Here is a 21,869-nt window from a genome sequence, read left to right as displayed (position 1 = left end):
TCTAGGTGCGATTTTTTGTACCTAGCCCAAAAATAAAAACGGAGGTAAAACGAATGAGTGAAGCTATTATTGCTAAAAAAGCTGAACAGGTTGAACTGGTTGCCGAAAAGATGAAAGCAGCAGCAAGTATCGTTGTTGTTGACTCACGCGGCCTTACAGTTGAACAAGATACAGTTTTGCGTCGTTCTCTGCGTGAAAGCGGCGTTGAATTCAGAGTGATAAAAAACTCTATCTTGAGCCGTGCAGCTGAAAAAGCAGGTCTTGACGATTTGAAAGATATTTTCGTTGGACCGTCTGCAGTAGCATTTTCGAACGAAGATGTTATTGCTCCGGCAAAAATCATCAATGATTTTGCTAAAGATGCTGAAGTCTTGGAAATTAAAGGCGGCACGATTGAAGGTGCTATTTCGACTAAAGAAGAAATTCAAGCACTTGCAAAACTGCCAAACCGCGAAGGCATGCTTTCTATGCTTCTTTCTGTACTGCAAGCACCAGTGCGCAATGTTGCTTATGCTGTTAAAGCAGTTGCAGAAAACAAAGAAGATGCAGCCTAACCCTATTTGCATTAACTGGCAGCTTTTGAGCTGCAAAAACGTTTAATTAAACTGATATTTGGAGGAATGAATAATGGCATTGAATATTGAAAACATTATTGCTGAAATTAAAGAAGCTTCAATTCTTGAGCTTAACGACCTTGTAAAGGCTATCGAAGAAGAATTTGGTGTAACTGCAGCGGCACCAGTTGCTGCAGCAGGTGCAGCAGGCGGAGCTGATGAAGCAGCAGCTAAAGACTCATTTGATGTTGAACTGACTGCTGCTGGCGACAAGAAAGTTGCTGTTATCAAAGTTGTTCGTGAAATTACTGGTGAAGGCCTTAAAGAAGCGAAAGGACTTGTTGACAACGCACCGTCTGTTCTTAAAGAAGGCGTTGCTGCAGCTGAAGCTGAAGAACTTAAAGCTAAGCTTGAAGAAGCAGGCGCTTCAGTTACTCTTAAATAAGAGAGTATCAAGTTTTTGAACGAATAATAAAAACCGCAGGCTGCAGGGTCTGCGGTTTTTTAGTAGAATCTCATAAATGTTTAGACATTTTTTCCAAAACTGTCCTGTACATTATAATTAAGGGGAAGTATACTATCTAGAGGAAGCGTGAGAAACTAATCCAGAAGTTTGAAAACAAGCTGATTAATAGTTTGTTCATCAATTTGGCTGTCTGGATGTTTGAGAAAGTAGGTGATGGCAGAAACCACTGCTGCTGATAGTACCTCTAACTGAAAATCTAAGAATTCTTTATTATCGTTTTTAAGCAGCAGCTGAAAATGCCTTTGGCAGGCTGATTTCCATTTCTCTATAAACATCAGATTAGGTTCTGACAGCACAAATGCTTGGAATACTTTTTCATGTTCTTTCACAAATGCCAGTGTAGACGCAACAAAGACAATGTCTTTTGATGATGTGATTTCTTTTTCAAAGGCCTTTTGATTTTTATCTACTAAAAGAGCTAAGATGTAATTCTCCAGTTCATCTTTTAAGTCATCAATTGTCTCATAATATATATAAAAAGTTGAGCGTGCTGCTGGTGCTTTATGACAAAGATGTGACACTCTGATTTTGTTTGGGCCAACTTTTATCCATAAATCGAGATAAGCTCGGTAAAGGCTCATCTGAGTATCGCTGGGAGTAAAATGCTGTAAAGAATGGCTGTTAAGGGTCATCATCATGCTTTCTATTTATAAAGGAGGTAAAATTGAAAACCGTTTTAATAACCGGCGCTTCCAGCGGCATCGGCAAAGCTCTTGCGGAACGTTTTGCTAAAGAAGGCGCTCACTTAATACTTGTCGCTAAAGATTCAACAAAATTGGAAGATACAGCTAATCAGTTAAAACAAGGTTACACATGTTCCATTATAACAATTGCTCAGGACTTGAGTCAAGCAGATGCCGCTCAGGCTATTTACAGTATTATTGACGAACAAGGCCTTATTCCGGATACAGTGATTAACAATGCTGGTTTTGGTGATCACAGTGATTTTATGAACTGTGATCTTGATAAACAAATTCGGATGATTGCTGTCAACAATGCAGCATTAGTTGCAATAAGCCGTCTTTTTTTACCTCTGCTGAAAAATCAAGGGCAAGATACATTTCTTATCAATATCTGTTCAACAGCGGCTTTTCAGCCGGGGCCTTATATGGCTGTTTACCATGCTACTAAATCTTTTGTTTTGTCATTCAGTTTAGCTCTGAGCGAGGAATTAAAGGATTCAAAGGTACAGGTAAAAGCTATTTGTCCGGGACCGACGAGGACAGGTTTTGAGGCCTATGCTGGACCCGGTTCGCAAAAACTTTTTGCGACTTTTAAAAATAGCAGTGCCGAACGGATTGCTGACTTTACTTATAGAGAATTAAAGAGGGATCGTGTAGTGGCTATTCCTGGCTTTCGCAACCGCTTTTTTGCCGTTTTAGCCAAAATTAGTCCTGCTTCTCTGACGACACGAGCAGTTGGGCGTATTATGAAATCACCGTATCAAAAAGGAGATAAACATGGAAACGATTAAATTACATATCTTGCATACAGGTACAGTCATTGTAGATGAAGCATTGCCATATCACAGAGATACAGACTCCCCAATAGCATGGACAGGTTTTTTGCGAGGAAAAAAACACCGTATGGAACTGCCTGTCTCGGTCTATCTTATTGAACATCCAAAAGGTTTAGTTTTAATTGACACTGGCTGGCATACAGACAATCGCCACCGTCAGCTGCGAAACTTATCTTTTCAATGGTTCGTAAATAAAGCTGTTTTACCGGAAGGGCAGACTGTTCATGAACAGCTTGCTAAACTGGGGTATTCGCCAAGCGACATTGACGCTGTAGTTCTCAGCCATTTACATTGCGATCATGCTGATGGCCTTAGATTGGTCAAAGAGGCTAAAAAAATTTTAGTCAGCGAGCCGGAATGGCAAACTGCTAAGAAAGACAGATTCAAATATCTGCATCATGAATGGAAAGGGGTTGATTTACAAACTTTTACGCTGACTAAAACCGGGAAAGGTCCCCAAGGAATGTCTTATGATCTTTTTGGAGACGGCAGTATTGAATTTATTTGGATTCCAGGGCATTCAGATGGTCTTTGTGCTACAACTATAAAGAATACACAGACAGGCCGCTATATTTTGCTAACCTCAGATGCAGGCTACTCTCCAAAAAATTGGGAAGAAAACCTGACACCAGGTGTAGTCAGTGATAGAGAAAAAGCCCGAGAAGCACTTGAGTGGGTCAGACAGACTGTACGGGACCCACTGTGTCAGGCTGCTTTTGCCAATCACGATCCTAATCTTGATGAACAAGTCATTGAAATCTAATTTGCTGTGTATCGTTTAAGAAAGACAGCGGTGACTAAAAATTGGGAAGATGGAAGCCGATCAAGAAGATTTTTAACGAACAATTAATTTAAGGTAAAGAAAGAGAGTGCTTCAAGCCATAAGCTTCCTTCACTCTTTAAGTTTTAAGTTCGGACAGCCATCCCCTTCGCGCAGTTGATTTGGAAGACTGCTGTGAGCAATTAAGGACTGTTTAAGAGGTATGTCTGATAATTAAAAATTAAGACACATTCAAATCAGAACTTCCAATCGCAAAATATATCCCGATAAAATAAAATGAGGCAGGATTTTTGTCCCCCGCCTCGTTTTGCTTTTTTTAACATATGAGTTCGGTGGCTGATTGGAAGTTCTCAGCCCTTGTTAAGGGATAGCGCTCTCCCTAATCAAACTGTATGGGAGGGTGGGATAACAAAATCGAAATCGTCATGTTATGACAATTTACCGATTTCTGTCCCCCTCTCTTCATTTCTTCTTCATTTTAGAGATTCAACGTACTTTTATCGTAAAGGTCTTTTAAAATATCAATAAAAACTTTGATACCTGGGGAGCGGTTATCTTGGTGGATACAAAGAACGAAATCGAAATGCTCAGGGCAGTCGAAAGGAATCCAGGCGAAAGCGCCGGTATGATCGTTAAGATAACCCGGAGACAGGCAGATAGCTTTGTCACTGGCTACCTGAATCAGGGTGAAGTCATGTGTCGGGCTGTTGTAGTAGCTAATCGGGACCTGAGATATCACACGCTGCTGTACCTGACGCAATGTTTTCGAAGATCCGCCATTTACCAAGAGTGTTCGATGAGCTAAATCCTCAGCAGTAGCCTGCTTTTTCTCAGCTAAAGGATCTTTGTTTTGGCAAAGCAGATAAATATGGCTGGTGTAGAGAGGATAGGCGGTGATACCAGTCAGCTTTTCAGCTTCATCTTTAGGCAGCAGAATCATATCTAATTCTTTCTGGATAAAAGCAGTAATGGAGTCATTCGGTGCCTGTATTTCAGGAACGATTTGGACAGTGGGCTGTTTTTCCTCGAATATTTTGATCGCTTGGGGGAGTAGGTAAAGAGCTGAACGGGAAGCAAAACCAATCTTAATAGAATTCTTGTACTTCTCGCCCATATTCTGAGCCTGCTCTATAGCTAACTGCCATTCAACAGAAATCCGCTGCAGGGATGTTATCAGCTGCTGACCGGCTGGTGTCAGCCGGATACTTTTCCCGATGCGTTCAAAAATGAAAAAACCAACCTCTTCTTCAATAATTTTTATCTGATAAGACAGGGAAGGCTGTGAAATAAATAAGTTTTCAGCAGCCCGACTTAAATTAAGTGTTTTAGCTGTCTCGATAAGATAGTTCATCTGTTTGGTATTCATGCCCGCTCCTTATAAAATAATTTTATAAATAATCAGAAATATGTATTGGACTATTTTATTATACGGCATTATAATAAAACTATCAAGTCAATAGATAGGAGAAAAAATGTCTGACCAAGAACTGTTAAAAAACCTTTACCGTCAAGTTAATCAGGCGATGGTTGAAAAAGATACGGCTGTTTTGAGAAAGCTCCTGCAGCCTGATACCGTTTTGGTCCATATGTCTGGCTATGCTCAGCCTGTCGCAGAGTGGCTGAGTCAGATTGAATCGGAAGAAATGGTCTACTATTCTTGGGAAGAGGAAGCTATCAAAGACTTGGTTATTGACAGCAATAAGGCAAGCTTAATAGGGCAGAGCCGTGTTAAAGCTAAAGTTTGGGGCAGCGGCCCTCATACTTGGCCTTTGCAGATTAAAATGTTTTTTAAAAAAGTTGGGGATGATTGGAAAATCACCAAACAAGTGGCTTCAACTTATTAAGGAAAAATGGAGGACATACAGATGACAATGACAGCAACAGAAGAACTAGCAGCACGAACAGAATTGAAATTATTGGTTGACCGCTATGCCAATGAATCAGACAAAGACAACCAGGATTATTATGTTAATATTTTCACCCCTGACTGTCATGTCCGTGTTTACTTTAATAATGAGGTTGGCATGGCATTTGATAATGTTCAGGATTTGATTGCAGCCTATAAAAATTTTGGTGCAGCCAAAGAAGCCTTACATATTAACGGACAGCAGGTCGTTGACTTCCAGGATGCAGAACATGCTACCGGGGTGTGCTATGGCTTGGCACATCTTATCACAGAAGAAGAAGGCGCTGATAAACTGACCACACACGGTATTCGTTACTATGATACCTATGTTAAACAAAACGGTAAATGGCTGATTGCTGAACGCGAGCAGTACTTTGTTTTTTCAAAAACTGAAAATGTCCAGTAAAAGCGGAGATATTGCTTTCAACCTGCAGCAGAGGCTGGGATCAAAAAAGGACCCAGTACACATTTTTCCTAACCCCGTTTTTGTAGCTTTAAGAGAAGGAGACGATATATGTCTAAAAATGTATTAATTATCGGTGCAACGGGCTCGCTTGGAAGAGCTTTGACACAAACACTGCTTGAGGAAACAGATGCGCACCTGACGCTGTTTTCACGTTCGGCAGACTGTCTATCTGCTGATGATTCACGGGTGAAAAAGATTTCAGCCAGTGTTTTCGACAGAGCTGAATTAAAAGAGGCAGTCACTGATCAGGATGTGATTTTTGCAGCTCTCTCCGGAGATCTGCCTGCAATGGCGCAGGCGATTATTGAGGCACTGGATAACAGTGCCAGTCAGCGCTTGGTCTTTATCAGTTCTTATGGTATTTATGGGGAATTGCCTGGACAAAACGGCCGAGTAGATCCCGTTCTTCGTTCTTACCGTCAGGCTGCTGATATTGTAGAGGCTTCCAATGTGAATTACACGATTCTTCGTCCAGGCTGGTTCGATAACAGCAATGATCTCAGCTATGAATTGTTTCCAAAAGGAGAAACCATATATGGCAATGCTATCTCACGTCGTGCAATTGCGCAGTGTGTGAAAACGATAGTTGAAGATCCAGCTTTACACAGCCGGGCTAACCTAGGAATCGTACGTTAAAAAGGAGTAAAAACGGAGGCAAAGAGGAGGAGCATTTAAATGGGAAAAGATGTTTTACTAGTAATGGGTGCCGGCCAAATTTCTATGGCGATTGCTCGCCGTATCGGCTATGGTAAAAAAATAATTGTTGGTGATAAGTCGGCTGAGAATGCTCAGTCAGTTGCTGCAATAATGACAGAAGCTGGATTTGATGTCGAAAAAGTTACGGTGGATTTATCTTCCCGTGAATCCATTCGGGCCTATATCGCCTATGCAGAGACATTTGGTCCAATCAAATATCTCATCAATGGTGCAGGGGTATCCCCTTCCCAAGCTTCAGTTGAAACCATTTTTAACGTTGATTTATATGGTACGGCTGTTCTGTTGGAGGAAGTGGGGCAAGTGATTGCTGAAGGCGGAGCTGGAGTCACGATTACCAGCCAGTCCGGTTTTCGCATGCCGGCTTTGACACAAGAGCAGGACCGCGCTTTAGCGATGACGGAGTCTGAAAAGTTATTAAGTCTGGACTTTTTGCAGCCGGACCACGTCAAAGACTCTCTCCATGCTTACCAGCTGGCTAAGCGGGCTAATGAAAAAAGGACAATGTATGAAGCTGTACGCTGGGGAGAACGCGGTGCCAGAATCAATGCGATTGCACCTGGTATTGTTGTCACTCCTTTGGCACTCGATGAATTCAATGGTGTTCGCGGAGATTTTTACAAAAATATGTTTGCTAAATCTCCAGCTGGACGGCCTGGCACAGCAGATGAAATTGCTGATGTGGCAGAACTTGTTATGAGTGAACGGGCACAGTTTATCACAGGTTCAACTTTCCTGGTCGATGGCGGAGCGACTGCCTCGTATTTTTACGGTCCTTTGCAGCCAGAGATAAAAGATTAGTCACGTCAGATGACAAGTGAGGATTGGGATGGATATTTTTCAAAGAATGCGTCAAGGAGAGTGGATTAACCGTCTGACGGATGAGGATTATCAAACAACAGCAGCAGAAGAAATGGCCAGAAGCCGAAAGCTCTGCTTTCAGCTCAATCAAACCCAGCCAGGTGATCCAAAAGCAGCACAGCTTCTGAACCAACTTTTTGAAGGAAGATTGCCGCAAAGTTCGGTTATTCTGACACCGCTGCAAATTGATCGTGCTAAAACTATGACGATTGGAAAAAATGTTTTTATTAATCACGGCCTGACTTGTATGAGTTCAGGAGGCATCACTATTGAAGACGGAGTAATGATCGGTCCGGAAGCCGCACTTATCACGGCAAATCATGATTTTAAGAATTTAGATATTTTGCAGTTTAAACCGATTCATATTAAAAAAGGTGCCTGGATTGGTGCTAGGAGTATCATCTTGCCAGGAATCACTGTAGGAGAAGGAGCTGTTGTCGCTTCCGGAGCTGTTGTTACCAGAGATGTTCCCGATAAAACAGTTGTAGGCGGCAGCCCTGCCAGAAAAATTAAAACGATCGACTAGAAAGAGGTGTTGTACATGTCAAATATTCTTATTCTGGGAGCAAACGGTCAAATTTCCCGTTTGGTTATTCAGCGTTTACTGACTGAAGATTCAGATCATCTTACCTTATTTTTGCGGCAGAGCTTCCGGCTTAAAAACCTGGCCGGCAGTGACAGGGTGACGATAGTAGAAGGCGATATCCGTCAGCTGCAGCAATTAAACCAAGCGATGAAAAATCAGGATATTGTTTTTTTATCAACTGTTGACCATGACAGTGATAATAGGATAACAAAAAACGTGATTGAAGCTATGCAAAAAAATGGCGTCAATCGTGTGATCGCTGCCAATGTGCTAGGAATATATAATGAGGTAGGAGGAGAGTTTGGCCGCTGGAATAAAACGACAATAGGCAAAGCGGGCTTAGACAGCGCACGTCGTGCAGACGATCTGCTTTTAAATTCCGGTTTAGGTTATACGACTTTGCGCTTGCCTTGGCTGAATGACAGAGCTGAGATTAAGTATGAAGTGACACACAAAACAGAACCTTATAAAGGTGTTTCTGGTTCTCGGCAGTCAATGGCTGATCTTGTTGTGCGCATAATTCAAAATCCCACTTACCTCTTAAACGACAGTGTCGGTATCGCCGATCCGGCAACAGAGGGCAGCAGCCGTCCGGTTTATTGACTGACAGTCGGCTAAAGCAGATAAAGAATTACAGCTGTCAGCATAAGCCGATGATAAGGCAGAAAGAGCTGTCAGAAAAAACAAGAAGGGAAGAATATATGGAGTATCTGAAATTCGGTCATACAGGCCTCGAGGTGTCACGTTTAGCACTTGGTTGTATGAGTTTTGGTGAGCCGGAACGTGGGCGTGAAACTTGGTCGATAGGTGAACAAGAGAGCAGTCTGGTTATTAAACATGCCTTAAAGCAGGGGATCAACTTTTTTGATACAGCTAATCTTTATTCGCAAGGATCCAGTGAAGAAATTTTGGGACGTGCTTTAAAGAAATATGCAAAACGTCACGACATTGTACTGGCCTCTAAGATCTATTTTCCCATGTTTACAGGTCCTAATGCTAAAGGGCTGTCGCGAAAAAGCATTTTCCGTGAAATCGATGCTAGTTTAAAACGGCTTCAGACGGATTATTTGGATTTATATATTATCCACCGCTGGGATTACGATACACCAATTGAAGAAACAATGGAAGCTCTGCATGATTTGGTAAAAGCAGGAAAGGTGCGTTACATCGGCGCCTCATCAATGCATGCCTGGCAGTTTCAAAAGGCACAGTTTACAGCTGAAAAAAACGGCTGGACAAAATTCGTATCCATGCAGAATCTCTATAACTTGCTTTACCGTGAAGAAGAGCGTGAGATGATTGGTTTGCTGCAAGATCAAAAGGTAGCGATGACTCCATGGAGCCCCTTGGCATCTGGGCGGCTGACTCGGGACCCTGACACAGTCGGCAGACGGGGTCTGCAGGGCCAAGATGATCCTGATTATGTACAGGAGGCAGATCGGAAGATCATTTTACGTGTCGGGGAGCTGGCGGAAAAGTATCAGGTTACACGCTCGCAAATCGCAACCGCCTGGGTACTGAGCAAGTCCTTTGTAACAGCTCCAATCATCGGTGCATCTAAAACAAAGTATATTGATGATGCTGTCGCAGCACTTGATATTCATTTAACTACTGATGATATTGTCTATCTTGAAGAACCTTATCTGACACGGCCGATTAAATATTTCAGATAAAGGTTTGCCAATATTTGAAGGAAGTAAACGTAAACAGTAACAAGAAAGCAGGTACAGTATGACAAAACGGCAATTGGGACAGAATCTGACAGTTTCGTCTATCGGTTTAGGGATTATGGGAATGGACCACGCTTATGGTGCTCCCAAAGATCGGCAGGATATGACACGATTGATTCATCAGGCCTTTGATTTAGGATGCTATTTTTTTGATACGGCTCCTGTTTACGGCGAAGCCAATGAAATCTTGCTTGGTCAGGCAATTAAAGGGCATCCGGAAGCGGTTGTGGCTACAAAATTTGGCATTACCGCTATGACAGCAGGTGGTGGTGTCATTAAACAAGAGTTCGACAGTAAACCAGAATCAATCAAAGAGCAAGTCGAAAATTCTTTACGGCGTTTGGGGATAGAATGCATCGATTTGTATTATCAGCACCGTATTGACCCTGATGTAGAGCCTGAAGATGTTGCAGACACCATGGCACAGCTGATTAAAGAGGGAAAAATTAAACACTGGGGGACATCAAATGCTCCAATTGACTACGTCAGAAGAGCTCATGCAGTAACACCGCTGACAGCTATAGAAAATCAATATTCAATGGTTTACAGGAGACCGGAGAGGGAGATGTTCTCTGTATGCGAGGAACTTGGCATTGGTTTTGTCGCCTACAGCCCATTAGGAAACGGTTTTTTGTCCGGTAAATATAATGCGCAGACACAATTTGAGGATGGTGATTTCCGGCAGACTATGGGGCGCTTTAAGGCAGAAGTGATGGAAAAAACCAGATTCTGTTAGACTTTTTAAAAGAATTTGCCGGCCAAAAACATATTACACCGGCTCAGCTTGTTCTGGCTTGGGAATTAGCGCAGAAAGATTATCTTGTCCCTATTCCGGGGACGACTAAAGAAGAGCGTCTTAAAGAAAATTTAGCAGCTATGCAGATCAAACTCACCGATACAGAGGTCGCCGAAATTAATCAGGCTTTAAATCATTTTGATGTTGATGAACGACATTTCTAGTAAACTAATTTAAAGAGAGCAGAAGAAATCGATAACTTCGAATAAGCTTGATTTTCATTCACGCCTGGATTATTCAGAATTCTAAAAACTGGTTTGTCAGCGACTGAGACCTCATTCTGCCACTCCCTGTTCTTTCAATTGATCTGTCAGTATAAGAACCCATGGATGAGGCTGGGAAAAGAGTCCTGCCTCATAAACATATGGGTTTGGCGCAGTGGTTGACTGGAAGTTCTTATCCCTTATCGCGCAGGGGACAGCAATCTCCCTAGAGACCACTAAAAAAGTCTGCGGAAAAACAAGCCGATAAAAAACGAACGTTTTATACTAGTCAAACGGGACTAAGTTTATGTCGTTCGTTTTTTAATTTGTTTTTATTGATTTTTAATCAGTTTGATTGTTGATATTTTCATTGAGATGACTTTTTCAACGGCCTTACCCTTTCTATCAACTGTGCAGAGGCGGGAGAACAAAATCGAAATCGTCATGTTATGACCATTTACTGATTTTTGTCCCACTCTCTGTTTTTTTATTGGGCCTTAATGGCTGAAAAATCAAATTTAAGAATACGGTCGACGAGAACAATGTCCCAATTATCACGGTATGCAGAAGCAGAAGATTCAAATAGGGCATAGAGGTTGCTGCCGTCAGCCCAGGTCTGCTCAAGGTAAGGAGGAGTAGCAACCTTTAGCAGCACATTCCCTTCTGTTAAATGACTGAGGTTGGCCAATCCTAGATTTTGATAAATAAGCAAGTGAGAATCAGATTTGCCATAAGACTGGGAGAAAATAATTTTATCCTCATAAAAAGTGATTCCCTGTACTTTTTTAGGAATAGAGATTGTTTTAGCAGCAAGACTGCCTTCATAACTATCTAAATCAGTTTCAAGAGGCAGACCGTCCTTATCTAAATCGTAGTAGCTGAGGTGCCCCTCTTTTTGTTTGTCAAAGTAGCCGACAAAAAGTTTATTTTGGTAAAGGGTCATAAAAGAGGAGCGTTTAACACCGGCCAAGTCAAATTTATACTCATAGGCGAGTGTCTTCTTACTCTTATCAAAATCATAATTTTCAATATCTGTTAAAGGCAGTGAGGCAACTGCTGAATTGGTCCAGTTTTTTTCAATACTGGTAACCCATAAGCGCTGATGATTGGCATCGTAAGCCAAACCGCCAACATGATCCGTTCCTTCAAGGACAACTGTCTTGATAAAGCTGCGGTTATTTTTGTTGATAATCCAAAGAACAGAGTGAAAGGCTTTACTCTTGCTGTAAGCGGAAATGATAAGGTAATCTTTAGTCACTGTTAGACCTTGCGGAGTCATATCGGTGGCGTAGCCGATTTTCCCCTTTTGTTTGCCTGAAGCATGTATATTTTTAGCTCTAATAAGACCGGGAATAGCATAGCTGCGTGGTTTTTTAGGGCTAAGGTATGGGGTTAGTTCAGGATAATGAGTATCAAATTCTGCTAAAAATGACTCGGCATTTTGGATGGCTGAATCCACATTAGTTCCGTTCTTGATTTTTAATTCCTGAAGTTCCATGACATAATAATTTTGAAAAAGATAGTAGCTGCCTGCAGCTAAAATTAAAATGATGATTACTGAAACTGTAAGTTTTTTTCTCATAACTAATTTGTCTGTCTCCTCACGGTCATTTATACAGTATCAAACCTGCTAAACATTGTGTAGTCCTTTGATTGTTAATATCATAATTGCTATTGTTTTGAGAACAGTGAAACAGTTTCTCTGATTTCGGCTGTCTGCGAATAAAAAATCTGCTGCCTTTTATCTGCCTTTGTGGTGACGGCGCATTTCATTAAGAAAATTCTGCCGGGCGTCGGGGTGAGGAATATTGTTTTGTTCACGTGCTTTTCTTCTGGCCCTCATAGTGATCCGTCCCATACAATAGCTCAAGGCAACCAGTAGAGCTCCGATTAAAGGCAGCTGCGCTCGGAAATAAATCATGAGACCGCAGCAAACAATAAGTAACATAAGCCACTGCAGCACAGTCTCTGCTTTTAGTTTATACAGGGCTTTGTTATAATAATTTGTCAGTCCGATTCCCAAATAATAGAGAATGATGGCTGTCAGGAAAAAGATAAACCCATGATTCTGCTGATGAGGATCGGCCAAAAATTCCATGCCGATTGTAAAAAAGTTAACAGCTATAACGATGATGATATGAGCATACAGCAAGAGACTTCCTGAAGCTTTTTGGTGCCGTTCAATATTTAAAAAAGTCTGCGACATATAAAACATAAAGGACAGTGACAGTCCCAAAAAGAAGAACGGACCTGTGAATGGTGCTTCCATCATCGGGTAATGGTTGATAATAGCAATGACTGCTTCACCGAAAGTTAAGATAGTCAGCAGTTGGGAACGTTCAAGCAGGTGAGGGAAATTGGTGCGCTGCTTCCCGTTTTGAGGCTGATTAAGGAGAGGAAGTATAATAGGGATAAAATAGACAATTGACATCGTAAAAGAATTAGCCGGTAAAAGCTGAAAAACAAAGGGAAGGACACTGATTGCGTAAATGAGATTATTCGTAATGCTTCTTGTAATTTCCTTATCAAAACCAAGCAGTCTTCCTTTAAGACCGTACTGTAAAGCGATGACGATATAAATGCCAAAAAGTAAAGCATTAAAGACACTTACCTGATTGGCTGTAATGGTCTCAACATTAAAATCAAAATATAAAGAGAGGTTGCCGATGAAATACATAAGCGGAATAATCGTAAAAATATCAATTCTTCTGGCATCTCCATATTGGTTGAAGAAGTAGACCTCATTTATCCAAATGCTTAATAAAATAATATTAGTAAAAACAAAACTAACCATTGAAGCCACAGTCAGCTGCTCAACATGATAAAGATTACTGTTTAACTGGCCGATTGCAGTAACAAAGGCCAAATCAAAAAACAGTTCATAATTCGAAACACGCTTCGCTTTAACAGATGACATCACTCAACATCCTCCAATAAGATACAAAGGCCGTGAAGAACGCAAAGAGAAAATAGGAGACCGACCGCTGAGTCACTAAAGACTCTAGGGAGGGCTGTCTTTTTCTCACAGCGTTTAGGCCGTGTTCAGTTCATAAGATACAAAGGCCGTGAAGAACGCAAAGAGAAAATAGGAGACCGACCGCTGAGTCACTAAAGACTCTAGGGAGGGCTGTCTTTTTCTCACAGCGTTTAGGCCGTGTTCAATTCCCAAGATACAAAGGCCGTTAAAAAATCCGTATGAAAAGACGGTAAGCCAGAAATCTATGATTTCGTCGGCGCACCTCTGCCAGGATGACTAGAAGGGTGCGGTCGGCTGCAAAGACGACAAAGCCTTCAGACATCTACGGCTGGCAGTAAGTCAGAGAGCAGGATAGGCCCTTAACCCAAACCATATGCTGCCATTTTCTTCAAATTCCAGATTCGGCCGAGTTGGCTGAATAACATTCAGTTTATGACAAAATCCATTTGATGTAAGGTATTATACAGCAGTTTTAACAAGATTTCAATTTTTAGATAAGAGGAAAATGCTCTATGCAGCCAGTCAATTTTTGCAATTTTTCGCAAATAGCAGTATAGTTAGGTTGAGTCTGAGACTGAGACTGAGACAAAATCCCAGGCTGCAAGGTCACCCCCTCTGTGATTTTTTGAGTCGGGCTGTTGTCATATGATCCTCTCACCTCTGTACAGTCGGCTAGGAGGAGCGGCTGTGACTTGCGGGATGGTTAAACAGTTCAGTGGACTGTTTAAGGTGGGTATCTGGAATTAAGACCTGTCTAGATAAAGACTTCCACCCCCAAAATTTGCTCCCGTAAAAGGTGCGAAACTGGGACAGTTTTGTTCCAGATTCAGGCTGAAGCGCTGAAAATGCGGTTGTTTTATTATTAGCTGAAAGGAGAGATTTAGCGATGTCGAGAACAATTATTCTCTATTTTTCAAACACCAATCATACTAAAAAAGTTGCCGAAGAAATGGCTGCTACACTTGGGGCAGACCTTTTCCGGATTTTACCTGAGATACCTTACAGTGCCGCAGATCTTGATTGGAATAATCCAAGCAGCCGGGCTAATCAGGAGCAAAATGACCCGCAGATCCGGCCGGCTTATCAAGGTTCGTTGCCGGATATCGATTCTTATGATACCATCATTATTGGCCATCCGATTTGGTGGGGGACACCACCTCAGCTGATTTTATCTGTACTTGAAGATTTACCTCTGACGGGGAAAACGGTGCTCCCCTTTGCAACTTCCGGAGGTTCCGGCTACAATCAGTCGCAAATGGTTATGAGTGAACTGGCTGGTTCATCTGTCAAAAACGGCCGTGTTCTTTCTAGCCCGGCCACAGTCAAATCTTGGCTGCAGTCTAATGCTTTGCTGTAAAAAATAAAAATGTGTCATTCAGGCGAGTGGCACATTTTTTTGACTAGGATTTTAGGTCGTGTTCAGTTCCATTAAGCCGAAACAGTTCAATTTTGTATTGTGCTAAGAAGATTTTCCGGGGTAGTTGTCGGGAGAATACGGATACGGTCAAGTGAAAGCAAGCCATCACCGATCGAAGCTAAGCCTTCATTGGTTGTGATTCCCAGTTTGTAAGATTTTTTAGCTGTATCGAGCGTAGTCTGATTATATTTCCCTGAAGGATAGGCTATAGCGATTGTATCCTGAGAGAGCGTCTGATCTAAATATGTTTTGGCTTCAGCCAGTTCATAGGCTTGTTTTTCTGGGCTGCTGGCAGCAAGGTTGGGATGACTGACCGTGTGGGACTGAAAAGACATACCGTTTTCTTTCATTTCCAGCATCTGATCTAATGTCAGATTGGCAGGAGATGCTTTGGCAACATAGTCGGTAATGATATTATTGGTTGCTTTAGCCTGATATTTTTTTAAAATAGGGTAAGCAACCGTATAAAAATCTGCATTGCCATCATCAAAGGTCAGCCAAACAATTTTGGCGTTATTATTGGGCAGGCTGTTTTCTGTCAGTGCTTTATAGGCTTCTTCAGGACTTAAAAAATAATACCCTTCTTCAGCCAGACGTTTGATATGCTCTTCAAAAACGCTTGGATCAACAATCAGATTAGCGCTGGCTGCCTCAGAGGGGTCCATAACATGAACAGCATGATACATCAGGATAGGGACAGAAATTTCTGTTTCCTGAGGAATCCAGCTGATATCTGAACTTTTTTCAGGGGCAGCCTGTTTTTTAGACTCTGCTTCATTTTTTGACTGTCTGTGACTGGACTTTTTGTCTTGGTTATTCGTCATATTGCTGGACTGACTTGATTTAAAAGTCAGCAGAAGCATCCCCAAAGCGAGGCTGCAAAGACAAATCAGTATAATATTGAAAATAGTCCAAAGTTTCTTTTTTTGCGGCGGCTGTTTTCCCATTATCGGCTCCTTAAAACATTGTTTATACTATTGTATCATGTAAAAAAGACAGTCAGTGATTTTTCAGCAAAAAAACAGGTAAAAAACAGGTGTGCTAAAAAACCGGATTTCTGCTGTAAATTATCTGGCAAATTTGCTATAATAGACAAAAACATTTGTTTTAGCAGAAATAATGATGAAACATGATGTTTAAAATGAAGAAATAAAGGAGTTGCAAATGGCTGTTAAGATTGGTCTGCTTGGTTTTGGCACGGTTGCCAGCGGTATCCCTTTTTTATTGAAAGAAAATGAGGAAAAGATTGTTGCAGCAGCGAGAGATGATATTGAGATTGCTAAGGTTTTGGTTAAAGATGACGAAGAAAAAGACCGCTTGATAGCTGCTGGAAATGACTATCACTTTGTAACAGATGTTACTGAGATTACAGAAGATCCGACTATTGCAATAGTCGTTGAACTGATGGGGCGCATTGAGCCAGCAAAAACCTTTATTACGGCAGCGCTTCAGTCAGGTAAGCATGTGGTAACAGCAAATAAGGATCTTTTGGCGGTGCACGGCAGTGAATTGCGGGCTATTGCTGAGGAACATGGAGCAGCACTTTATTATGAAGCGGCTGTTGCCGGCGGTATTCCTATATTGCGGACTCTGGCAAACTCTCTGACTTCAGACAAAGTCACTCGCATTCTCGGTGTTCTCAACGGGACTTCTAATTTTATGATGACCCAAATGGTGGAAGCTGGCTGGACTTATGAAGCAGCCTTAGCGAAAGCTCAGGAATTGGGTTATGCAGAGAGTGATCCGACCAATGATGTCGAAGGCATTGATGCCGCCTATAAAGCAGTTATTCTCAGTCAGTTTGGGTTTGGTATGACGATTGATTTTGATCAGGTGCTGCATCAGGGGATTTCAACAATTACCCCAGATGATGTTGCAGTTGCCCAAGAGTTAGGCTATGTGATTAAACTGGTCGGCGATGTCCAAGAAACGCCTTCAGGGATTGCGGCTGAGGTTTCTCCGACTTTCTTGCCAAAAGCTCATCCGCTAGCCAGTGTCAATGGCGTAATGAATGCCGTCTTTGTTGAATCTATCGGAATCGGGGAGTCTATGTACTATGGACCGGGTGCAGGACAAAAACCGACAGCGACTTCTGTTGTTGCTGATATTATCAGGATTGCCCGCCGCCTTCATGATGGGAATGTTGGCAAATCCTTTAATGAATTTGTCCGTGAAACAAAAACTGCCCATCCTTCTGATGTGAAATCACCTTATTACTTTGCCATTAATACACCGGATAAGAGGGGACAGCTGCTTCGTCTGGCGCAGATTTTTAACTCAGAGGCTATCTCTTTTGGCCAAGTGCTGCAGCAACGGGCCAATGGGGATACAGCGCGTGTAGTCATCATTACCCACTCGCTGAGTAAAACGCAGCTGGCCAATGTAACTGAAAAACTTGGAGAAGTGACAGACTTTGAAGTGCTGAATATCTTCAAGGTGTTGGGAGAATAAAATGAAAATTACTGTACCAGCCACCAGTGCTAATTTGGGTCCGGGGTTTGATTCTGTTGGTATCGCTCTTTCAAAGTATTTGTCGATTGACGTTTTAGGAGAAGCTCCTGCTTGGGAAGTTATCCATGATTTAGGGGCATCTGTTCCAGCTGATGAAAGCAATCTGCTGGTTAAGGCAGCTCTGAAAGTTAAAAGTGACCTGCCGCCGCAGCGTTTAAAGATGCATTCTGATATCCCTTTAGCCCGAGGTTTGGGATCATCAAGTTCAGCAATTGTTGCTGGTATTGAGCTGGCAAATCAGTTAGCCGGGCTGCATCTGACTGCTGATGAGAAACTTGAGATAGCCACCGCAATTGAGGGCCACCCTGATAATGTAGCTCCGGCTATTTTTGGCAATCTTGTTATTTCCAGCTGTTTTGATCAGGCAGTCAGCAGTATTGCTGCGGATTTTCCAGAGAACTGTTCGTTTATCGCTTTCATTCCTGATTATGAATTAAAAACCAGCGACAGCCGTCATGTTCTTCCTCAGGAAATGTCTTATAAGGAAGCTGTTACGGCAAGTTCTGTTGCCAACCTTGCACTTGCCGGTCTTTTGACTGGCGACTTGGTCAAAGCAGGGAAGGCCATTGAGTCTGATCTATTTCATGAGCGCTTTCGCCAGCCTCTGGTCAAAGAATTTGAAGCTATTAAACATTTAGGCCAGACAGAGGGTGCTTATGCTACCTATTTGTCAGGTGCGGGGCCTACAGTCATGCTGCTAATTCCTAAAGAAAAAGAGGCTGCTTTGTACTCTGGATTACAGTCTTTGGGATTTGCCGGCGAGATTTCTGTTTTACAGGTTGACAGACAAGGCGTTTTGGCCGAAAAGGACTAGCTCTTTTCCTGTTTGGAAATGAACAGAGTATGGTATAAGTCTGCAATACAGGATAAATATAATCAAATCATATAAAAAATTGGGAACCTGTGATTCTCAGTTTTTTTCTTTATCTATTTTTATGCTATACTGTAATTTGAAAAAAATAAAAGGTTGGGAATAATGCAGTATATCGAGGCTTTAAATTGGGTACAGTCTAAGCTGAAATTTGGAATTAAGCCAGGCTTAGAGCGGATGGCTTGGATTTTGAACGAACTGGGCAATCCTCAAAATAAGTTAGCAGCAGTGCATGTCGTTGGGACTAATGGGAAAGGATCTACTGTCAGTTATCTGCAGCATATTTTTAGTTTGTCCGGCTATGAGGTGGGAACTTTTACCTCCCCCTATATTATTGATTTTCGTGAACGCATCAGTCTGAATGGACAGATGATAGCGAAAGAAGACTTTGTGAATCTGGTTGAAAATGTTAAACCGATTGTTGAACGCCTGCCTTTGGAGACCGATTTGGAGGCTGCCACAGAATTTGAAGTGATTACAGTGCTAATGTTTGAATATTTTGGACATGTGCATCCTGTTGATATTGCTTTTATTGAAGCGGGGCTTGGCGGACTGTATGACTCTACTAATGTCTTTAAACCTTTAGCGGTAATATGTCCATCGATTGGGTTGGATCATCAGTCCATTCTAGGCGCTACTTATAAAGCAATTGCGGAACAGAAAGTTGGTGTGTTAAAACCAGATGTTCCCTTAATTTTTGCTGCCGACCGTGCTGATGTTCAAGCGGTTTTTTATCATAAAGCCGGATTGACAAACAGTCCGGTCTATCAGGCCGGTAAGGATTTTCAAAGCGTGTGGCATGGTGATTCTTTTACTTATTGCGGTCTTTCTGTAGAGCTTGACAATCTTTATTTGGGGCTTCCGGGCCGTCATCAGGCGGTTAATGCCAGCCTTGCTGTCACCGCTGCTTTGCTGCTGCAAAAGCGCTATCCTCAAGTAAGCTTAGAATTGATTAGAAAAGCGCTGGCACAGACAAAATGGCCTGGACGTACAGAGTTTATTTTGCCCAATGTCTTGCTTGATGGAGCGCATAATAGGGAGAGTATTACTGTTTTAAGAGATTTTGTCACATCATTTTCGAATCAAAATATTCACATTTTGTTTGCGGCTGTCAGTGATAAACCCGTTGAAGCTATGTTGGAGCTGCTTGAGACGTTAGGTACAGTGCAGGTCACTCAATTTTATTATCCTAAAGCCTTGAGTTTAGAGGATTACCCTGATAAGTATGAGCGGGTTACAGACTGGCAGCTGTGGATGCAGAAGATTAAAAGGCAAAGTAAAGAAGATTTTTACCTTATTACAGGTTCCCTTTATTTTATTTCTCAAGTACGGCAGTACCTTTTGTCAACTAAAGCTATTTAAGCTATAATAGTATGTAACCCTTAAATTAAAATGGTCTGATTTGCTGACACAGCGTCTTTTTTGCGGAAAAGGCTGTTTGGCTGTTTTCACCGTCAAGCTGTCAGCATTATTTTAGGGTTTTATCAATAAATGTAAACGAGAGAGAAATATGTTTAACCAAAAAAAAGCGGAAGAGGCTGTTTATCAGCTATTGTTGGCCTTAGGTGAAGATCCTGAACGTGAAGGGCTGGTTGAAACACCGAAACGTGTTGCTAAAATGTATCAGGAAATGTTTGCCGGTCTGAATGAAGAACCTAAAGAGCAATTTACAGCCTTTTTTACTGAAGCTCATGAGGAAATCGTTTTGGTCAAGGATATTCCTTTCTATTCTATGTGCGAACACCATCTTATTCCTTTTTATGGGAGCGCTCATGTAGCTTATCTGCCCAGTCAGGGGCGGATAACCGGTTTAAGTAAACTGGCACGGGCAGTAGAAGTTGCCAGCAAACGTCCGCAGCTTCAGGAACGTTTGACAGAACAAGTTGCTTCTGCACTTGATGAGGCTTTAAACCCTCAGGGAGTTCTGGTTATGGTTGAGGCTGAGCATCTGTGTATGAGTATGCGCGGTATTAAAAAACCAGGCAGTAAGACAGTGACTTTAGCAGCAAAAGGTATTTTTGAAAAGGAGTTCCAAAAACGGCAGGAAGCCCTTTCTTTGATGCGGCAGTAATATAACCGCAGCCGAAGCTGAAATTATTCGGTTCGGGAGCGTGCAGCGCTCGGTTTAATCATCATTAAGTTAGTATTTGAATACTTTTTAGATTGTAGCAACCTTTTTTATATCAAAGAGGTTGGCAGCCCAGCTGCTGCTTGGGTTGTTTTTTAAAGAGAAACTGTATCTTGTTGGAATTGAACACGCCCTAAACGCTGCGGGAAAAAGATAAAACTTCCTAGAAACTAAAGTTTCTTCGTCAGTTTCCTATTTTCCCATTGCATTTTTAACGGGCTTTGTATCTTGTTGGAATTGAACACGCCCTAAAATCCTAGTGAAAAAGATGGCTGTCATCGTGATGCTTAGGCATCACTTGCCATTCCCTATTTTCATACGGATTTTTAACGGACTTTGTATCTTGATGAAAGGGTTAGGATGAAAATCGGTTGTCATAAAATTGCAGGTGAAGCCTGTATTATGGGTGTTTTAAATGTTACGCCCGATTCTTTTTCTGATGGAGGAGATTATTTAGATATTCCTGCAGCACTTGAGCAGGTGCAGAAAATGCTGGATGCAGGTGCTGCAGTTATTGATATCGGCGGTGAATCGACAAGGCCGGGAGCTGATTTTGTGACAGCAGCAGAAGAGATGAGCCGGGTTTTGCCAATTATCAGGGCTGTCAAGGAAAATTTTGACTGTCTTGTCAGCATTGACAGCTACAAAAGCGAGACAGCCCGAGCTGCTCTGGAAGCCGGTGCCGATATTTTGAACGATGTCTGGGCCGGTCTTTATGACAGCCAGATGCTGCCTTTGGCTGCTCAGAATAATGTTCCTATCATTCTAATGCATAATCAGGAAAAAGAAAGTTACGATAATATCATACAAGATGTTTGCCGTTTTCTGGCTGATCGGGCACAGGCTGCTTTAGCGGCCGGAGTCCTCAGGGAAAATATCTGGCTTGACCCCGGTTTTGGCTTTGCCAAAAATGCTGAACAGAACCTTGAACTGTTGAGAGGTTTGGATCAAGTTTGTCAGCTTGGTTATCCGGTACTTTTTGGGGTTTCCCGCAAGCGGCTGGTTGATCATCTTTTAGGCGGTCATACACAGCCTTTTGAACGGGATGCAGCAACAGCTGGTCTTTCAGCCTGGGCCATACAAAAAGGCTGCCGCATGGTGCGAGTCCACAATGTAGAGGCTAATCGCGATATCGTTACGGCCATCAGCCGTTTGTCTTTTGGGATTCACAATAGAGAAAGCTGAGCTGGACTGTTGTACTGTTACTGCCCGCTTGGTGAGCGATTTTTGTCTTAGAACGGTCTCAACCATTATTGCTGTTTTAAACTGTAACATCTTGGGCGGCAGGTTGCTGCAGTTTCCCTAAATTATTTGGTTTTTAAA

The 21,869-nt window shown here is 42.1% G+C and carries 24 protein-coding genes and 1 other annotated feature (1 of these 25 cut by a window edge); of the genes, 19 read left to right on the top strand and 5 right to left on the bottom strand.

Translation table 11 applies throughout. The features are described 5' to 3' along the window. Nucleotides 1-26 (top strand) — a sequence feature (ribosomal protein L10 leader region) (it extends 109 nt beyond the left edge of the window). A 27-nt stretch (nucleotides 27-53) separates the two neighbouring features. Together rplJ and rplL are read left to right on the top strand one after the other, a co-directional pair. Beyond that, a complete protein-coding gene (gene rplJ, locus DDV21_RS06735) occupies nucleotides 54-554 on the top strand; it encodes a 50S ribosomal protein L10 (RefSeq protein WP_116877702.1) in 501 nt (166 codons plus the stop codon). Nucleotides 555-627: 73 nt separating this feature from the next. Beyond that, nucleotides 628-999 carry a 50S ribosomal protein L7/L12 gene (rplL, locus tag DDV21_RS06730; protein WP_116877633.1) on the top strand — a complete coding sequence of 124 codons (372 nt, stop codon included), beginning with the start codon at nucleotides 628-630 and terminating at the stop codon, nucleotides 997-999. Between the two features lie 155 nt (nucleotides 1,000-1,154). On the opposite strand, the gene DDV21_RS06725 is transcribed toward rplL, so the two are convergent. Next, nucleotides 1,155-1,718, bottom strand: a complete 564-nt coding sequence (locus DDV21_RS06725; protein ID WP_142917734.1) for a TetR/AcrR family transcriptional regulator — start codon at nucleotides 1,716-1,718, stop codon at nucleotides 1,155-1,157. 26 nt (nucleotides 1,719-1,744) lie between these two features. On the opposite strand from DDV21_RS06725, the gene DDV21_RS06720 reads away from it, so the two are divergent. Both DDV21_RS06720 and DDV21_RS06715 read left to right on the top strand, forming a co-directional pair. Beyond that, complete coding sequence (locus DDV21_RS06720; RefSeq protein ID WP_162886294.1) at nucleotides 1,745-2,554, top strand: SDR family NAD(P)-dependent oxidoreductase; 810 nt, start codon at nucleotides 1,745-1,747, stop codon at nucleotides 2,552-2,554. Continuing rightward, complete coding sequence (locus tag DDV21_RS06715) at nucleotides 2,541-3,362, top strand: N-acyl homoserine lactonase family protein (RefSeq protein WP_116877630.1); 822 nt, start codon at nucleotides 2,541-2,543, stop codon at nucleotides 3,360-3,362. The genes DDV21_RS06720 and DDV21_RS06715 overlap by 14 nt, the downstream gene beginning before the upstream one ends. 496 nt (nucleotides 3,363-3,858) lie before the next feature. Here the strand turns inward: DDV21_RS06715 and DDV21_RS06710 are convergent, their stop codons facing one another. Then, nucleotides 3,859-4,746 (bottom strand): LysR family transcriptional regulator, encoded by an 888-nt coding sequence (locus DDV21_RS06710; RefSeq protein WP_116877629.1) that lies wholly within the window; start codon nucleotides 4,744-4,746, stop codon nucleotides 3,859-3,861. 106 nt (nucleotides 4,747-4,852) lie between these two features. Between DDV21_RS06710 and DDV21_RS06705 the strand changes: the two genes are divergently transcribed. The 9 genes from DDV21_RS06705 to DDV21_RS11985 all read left to right on the top strand — a co-directional run bounded on the left by DDV21_RS06705 (nucleotide 4,853) and on the right by DDV21_RS11985 (nucleotide 10,603). After that, nucleotides 4,853-5,224 carry a nuclear transport factor 2 family protein gene (locus DDV21_RS06705; protein ID WP_116877628.1) on the top strand — a complete coding sequence of 124 codons (372 nt, stop codon included), beginning with the start codon at nucleotides 4,853-4,855 and terminating at the stop codon, nucleotides 5,222-5,224. A gap of 21 nt (nucleotides 5,225-5,245) precedes the next feature. After that, nucleotides 5,246-5,692, top strand: coding sequence for a nuclear transport factor 2 family protein (locus DDV21_RS06700; RefSeq protein WP_199286021.1), 447 nt, complete (start codon nucleotides 5,246-5,248; stop codon nucleotides 5,690-5,692). A gap of 108 nt (nucleotides 5,693-5,800) precedes the next feature. Further along, complete coding sequence (locus DDV21_RS06695) at nucleotides 5,801-6,388, top strand: NAD(P)H-binding protein (RefSeq protein ID WP_116877627.1); 588 nt, start codon at nucleotides 5,801-5,803, stop codon at nucleotides 6,386-6,388. 39 nt (nucleotides 6,389-6,427) lie between these two features. Beyond that, complete coding sequence (locus DDV21_RS06690; RefSeq protein ID WP_116877626.1) at nucleotides 6,428-7,267, top strand: SDR family oxidoreductase; 840 nt, start codon at nucleotides 6,428-6,430, stop codon at nucleotides 7,265-7,267. Between the two features lie 28 nt (nucleotides 7,268-7,295). Beyond that, nucleotides 7,296-7,853, top strand: a complete 558-nt coding sequence (locus DDV21_RS06685) for a DapH/DapD/GlmU-related protein (protein ID WP_199286020.1) — start codon at nucleotides 7,296-7,298, stop codon at nucleotides 7,851-7,853. 15 nt (nucleotides 7,854-7,868) lie between these two features. Continuing rightward, nucleotides 7,869-8,516: an NAD(P)H-binding protein gene (locus DDV21_RS06680; RefSeq protein ID WP_116877625.1), complete on the top strand. Its 648-nt coding sequence runs from the start codon at nucleotides 7,869-7,871 to the stop codon at nucleotides 8,514-8,516. Between the two features lie 98 nt (nucleotides 8,517-8,614). After that, nucleotides 8,615-9,586 carry an aldo/keto reductase gene (locus DDV21_RS06675; RefSeq protein WP_116877699.1) on the top strand — a complete coding sequence of 324 codons (972 nt, stop codon included), beginning with the start codon at nucleotides 8,615-8,617 and terminating at the stop codon, nucleotides 9,584-9,586. A gap of 58 nt (nucleotides 9,587-9,644) precedes the next feature. Further along, on the top strand, nucleotides 9,645-10,379 hold the full coding sequence (locus DDV21_RS06670) for an aldo/keto reductase (protein ID WP_259293357.1): 735 nt from the start codon (nucleotides 9,645-9,647) through the stop codon (nucleotides 10,377-10,379). Beyond that, nucleotides 10,370-10,603 (top strand): aldo/keto reductase, encoded by a 234-nt coding sequence (locus DDV21_RS11985; protein WP_310590869.1) that lies wholly within the window; start codon nucleotides 10,370-10,372, stop codon nucleotides 10,601-10,603. The genes DDV21_RS06670 and DDV21_RS11985 overlap by 10 nt, the downstream gene beginning before the upstream one ends. Nucleotides 10,604-11,129: 526 nt before the next feature. Here DDV21_RS11985 and DDV21_RS06665 read toward each other — a convergent pair. Both DDV21_RS06665 and DDV21_RS06660 read right to left on the bottom strand, forming a co-directional pair. Next, entirely contained in the window at nucleotides 11,130-12,224 is a 1,095-nt protein-coding gene (locus DDV21_RS06665; protein WP_116877624.1) for a YncE family protein, read from the bottom strand. Nucleotides 12,225-12,383: 159 nt separating this feature from the next. Further along, nucleotides 12,384-13,559, bottom strand: a complete 1,176-nt coding sequence (locus DDV21_RS06660) for a low temperature requirement protein A (protein WP_116877623.1) — start codon at nucleotides 13,557-13,559, stop codon at nucleotides 12,384-12,386. 946 nt (nucleotides 13,560-14,505) lie between these two features. Here DDV21_RS06660 and DDV21_RS06655 point away from each other — a divergent pair. Continuing rightward, nucleotides 14,506-14,976, top strand: coding sequence for a flavodoxin (locus DDV21_RS06655; RefSeq protein ID WP_116877622.1), 471 nt, complete (start codon nucleotides 14,506-14,508; stop codon nucleotides 14,974-14,976). 86 nt (nucleotides 14,977-15,062) lie between these two features. Here the strand turns inward: DDV21_RS06655 and DDV21_RS06650 are convergent, their stop codons facing one another. Then, on the bottom strand, nucleotides 15,063-15,983 hold the full coding sequence (locus tag DDV21_RS06650) for a polysaccharide deacetylase family protein (RefSeq protein WP_116877621.1): 921 nt from the start codon (nucleotides 15,981-15,983) through the stop codon (nucleotides 15,063-15,065). 217 nt (nucleotides 15,984-16,200) lie between these two features. On the opposite strand from DDV21_RS06650, the gene DDV21_RS06645 reads away from it, so the two are divergent. The 5 genes from DDV21_RS06645 to folP all read left to right on the top strand — a co-directional run bounded on the left by DDV21_RS06645 (nucleotide 16,201) and on the right by folP (nucleotide 21,731). After that, nucleotides 16,201-17,487 (top strand): homoserine dehydrogenase, encoded by a 1,287-nt coding sequence (locus DDV21_RS06645; protein ID WP_116877620.1) that lies wholly within the window; start codon nucleotides 16,201-16,203, stop codon nucleotides 17,485-17,487. Nucleotide 17,488: 1 nt separating this feature from the next. Next, a complete protein-coding gene (gene thrB, locus DDV21_RS06640; protein ID WP_116877619.1) occupies nucleotides 17,489-18,361 on the top strand; it encodes a homoserine kinase in 873 nt (290 codons plus the stop codon). Nucleotides 18,362-18,523: 162 nt separating this feature from the next. Continuing rightward, on the top strand, nucleotides 18,524-19,780 hold the full coding sequence (locus DDV21_RS06635; RefSeq protein WP_116877618.1) for a bifunctional folylpolyglutamate synthase/dihydrofolate synthase: 1,257 nt from the start codon (nucleotides 18,524-18,526) through the stop codon (nucleotides 19,778-19,780). A gap of 148 nt (nucleotides 19,781-19,928) precedes the next feature. Next, the gene (gene folE, locus DDV21_RS06630) at nucleotides 19,929-20,489 is read left to right on the top strand and encodes a GTP cyclohydrolase I FolE (RefSeq protein ID WP_116877617.1); all 561 of its coding nucleotides are present in this window, start codon (nucleotides 19,929-19,931) and stop codon (nucleotides 20,487-20,489) included. Between the two features lie 417 nt (nucleotides 20,490-20,906). Further along, the gene (gene folP, locus DDV21_RS06625; protein WP_116877616.1) at nucleotides 20,907-21,731 is read left to right on the top strand and encodes a dihydropteroate synthase; all 825 of its coding nucleotides are present in this window, start codon (nucleotides 20,907-20,909) and stop codon (nucleotides 21,729-21,731) included. Nucleotides 21,732-21,869: the final 138 nt, after the last annotated feature.

This window comes from Streptococcus chenjunshii (genome assembly GCF_003086355.1).
GTDB classification, from domain to species: domain Bacteria; phylum Bacillota; class Bacilli; order Lactobacillales; family Streptococcaceae; genus Streptococcus; species Streptococcus chenjunshii.
The sequence above is the reverse complement of the archived record's forward strand: the minus strand, read 5'-3'. Positions and strand labels throughout refer to the sequence as shown.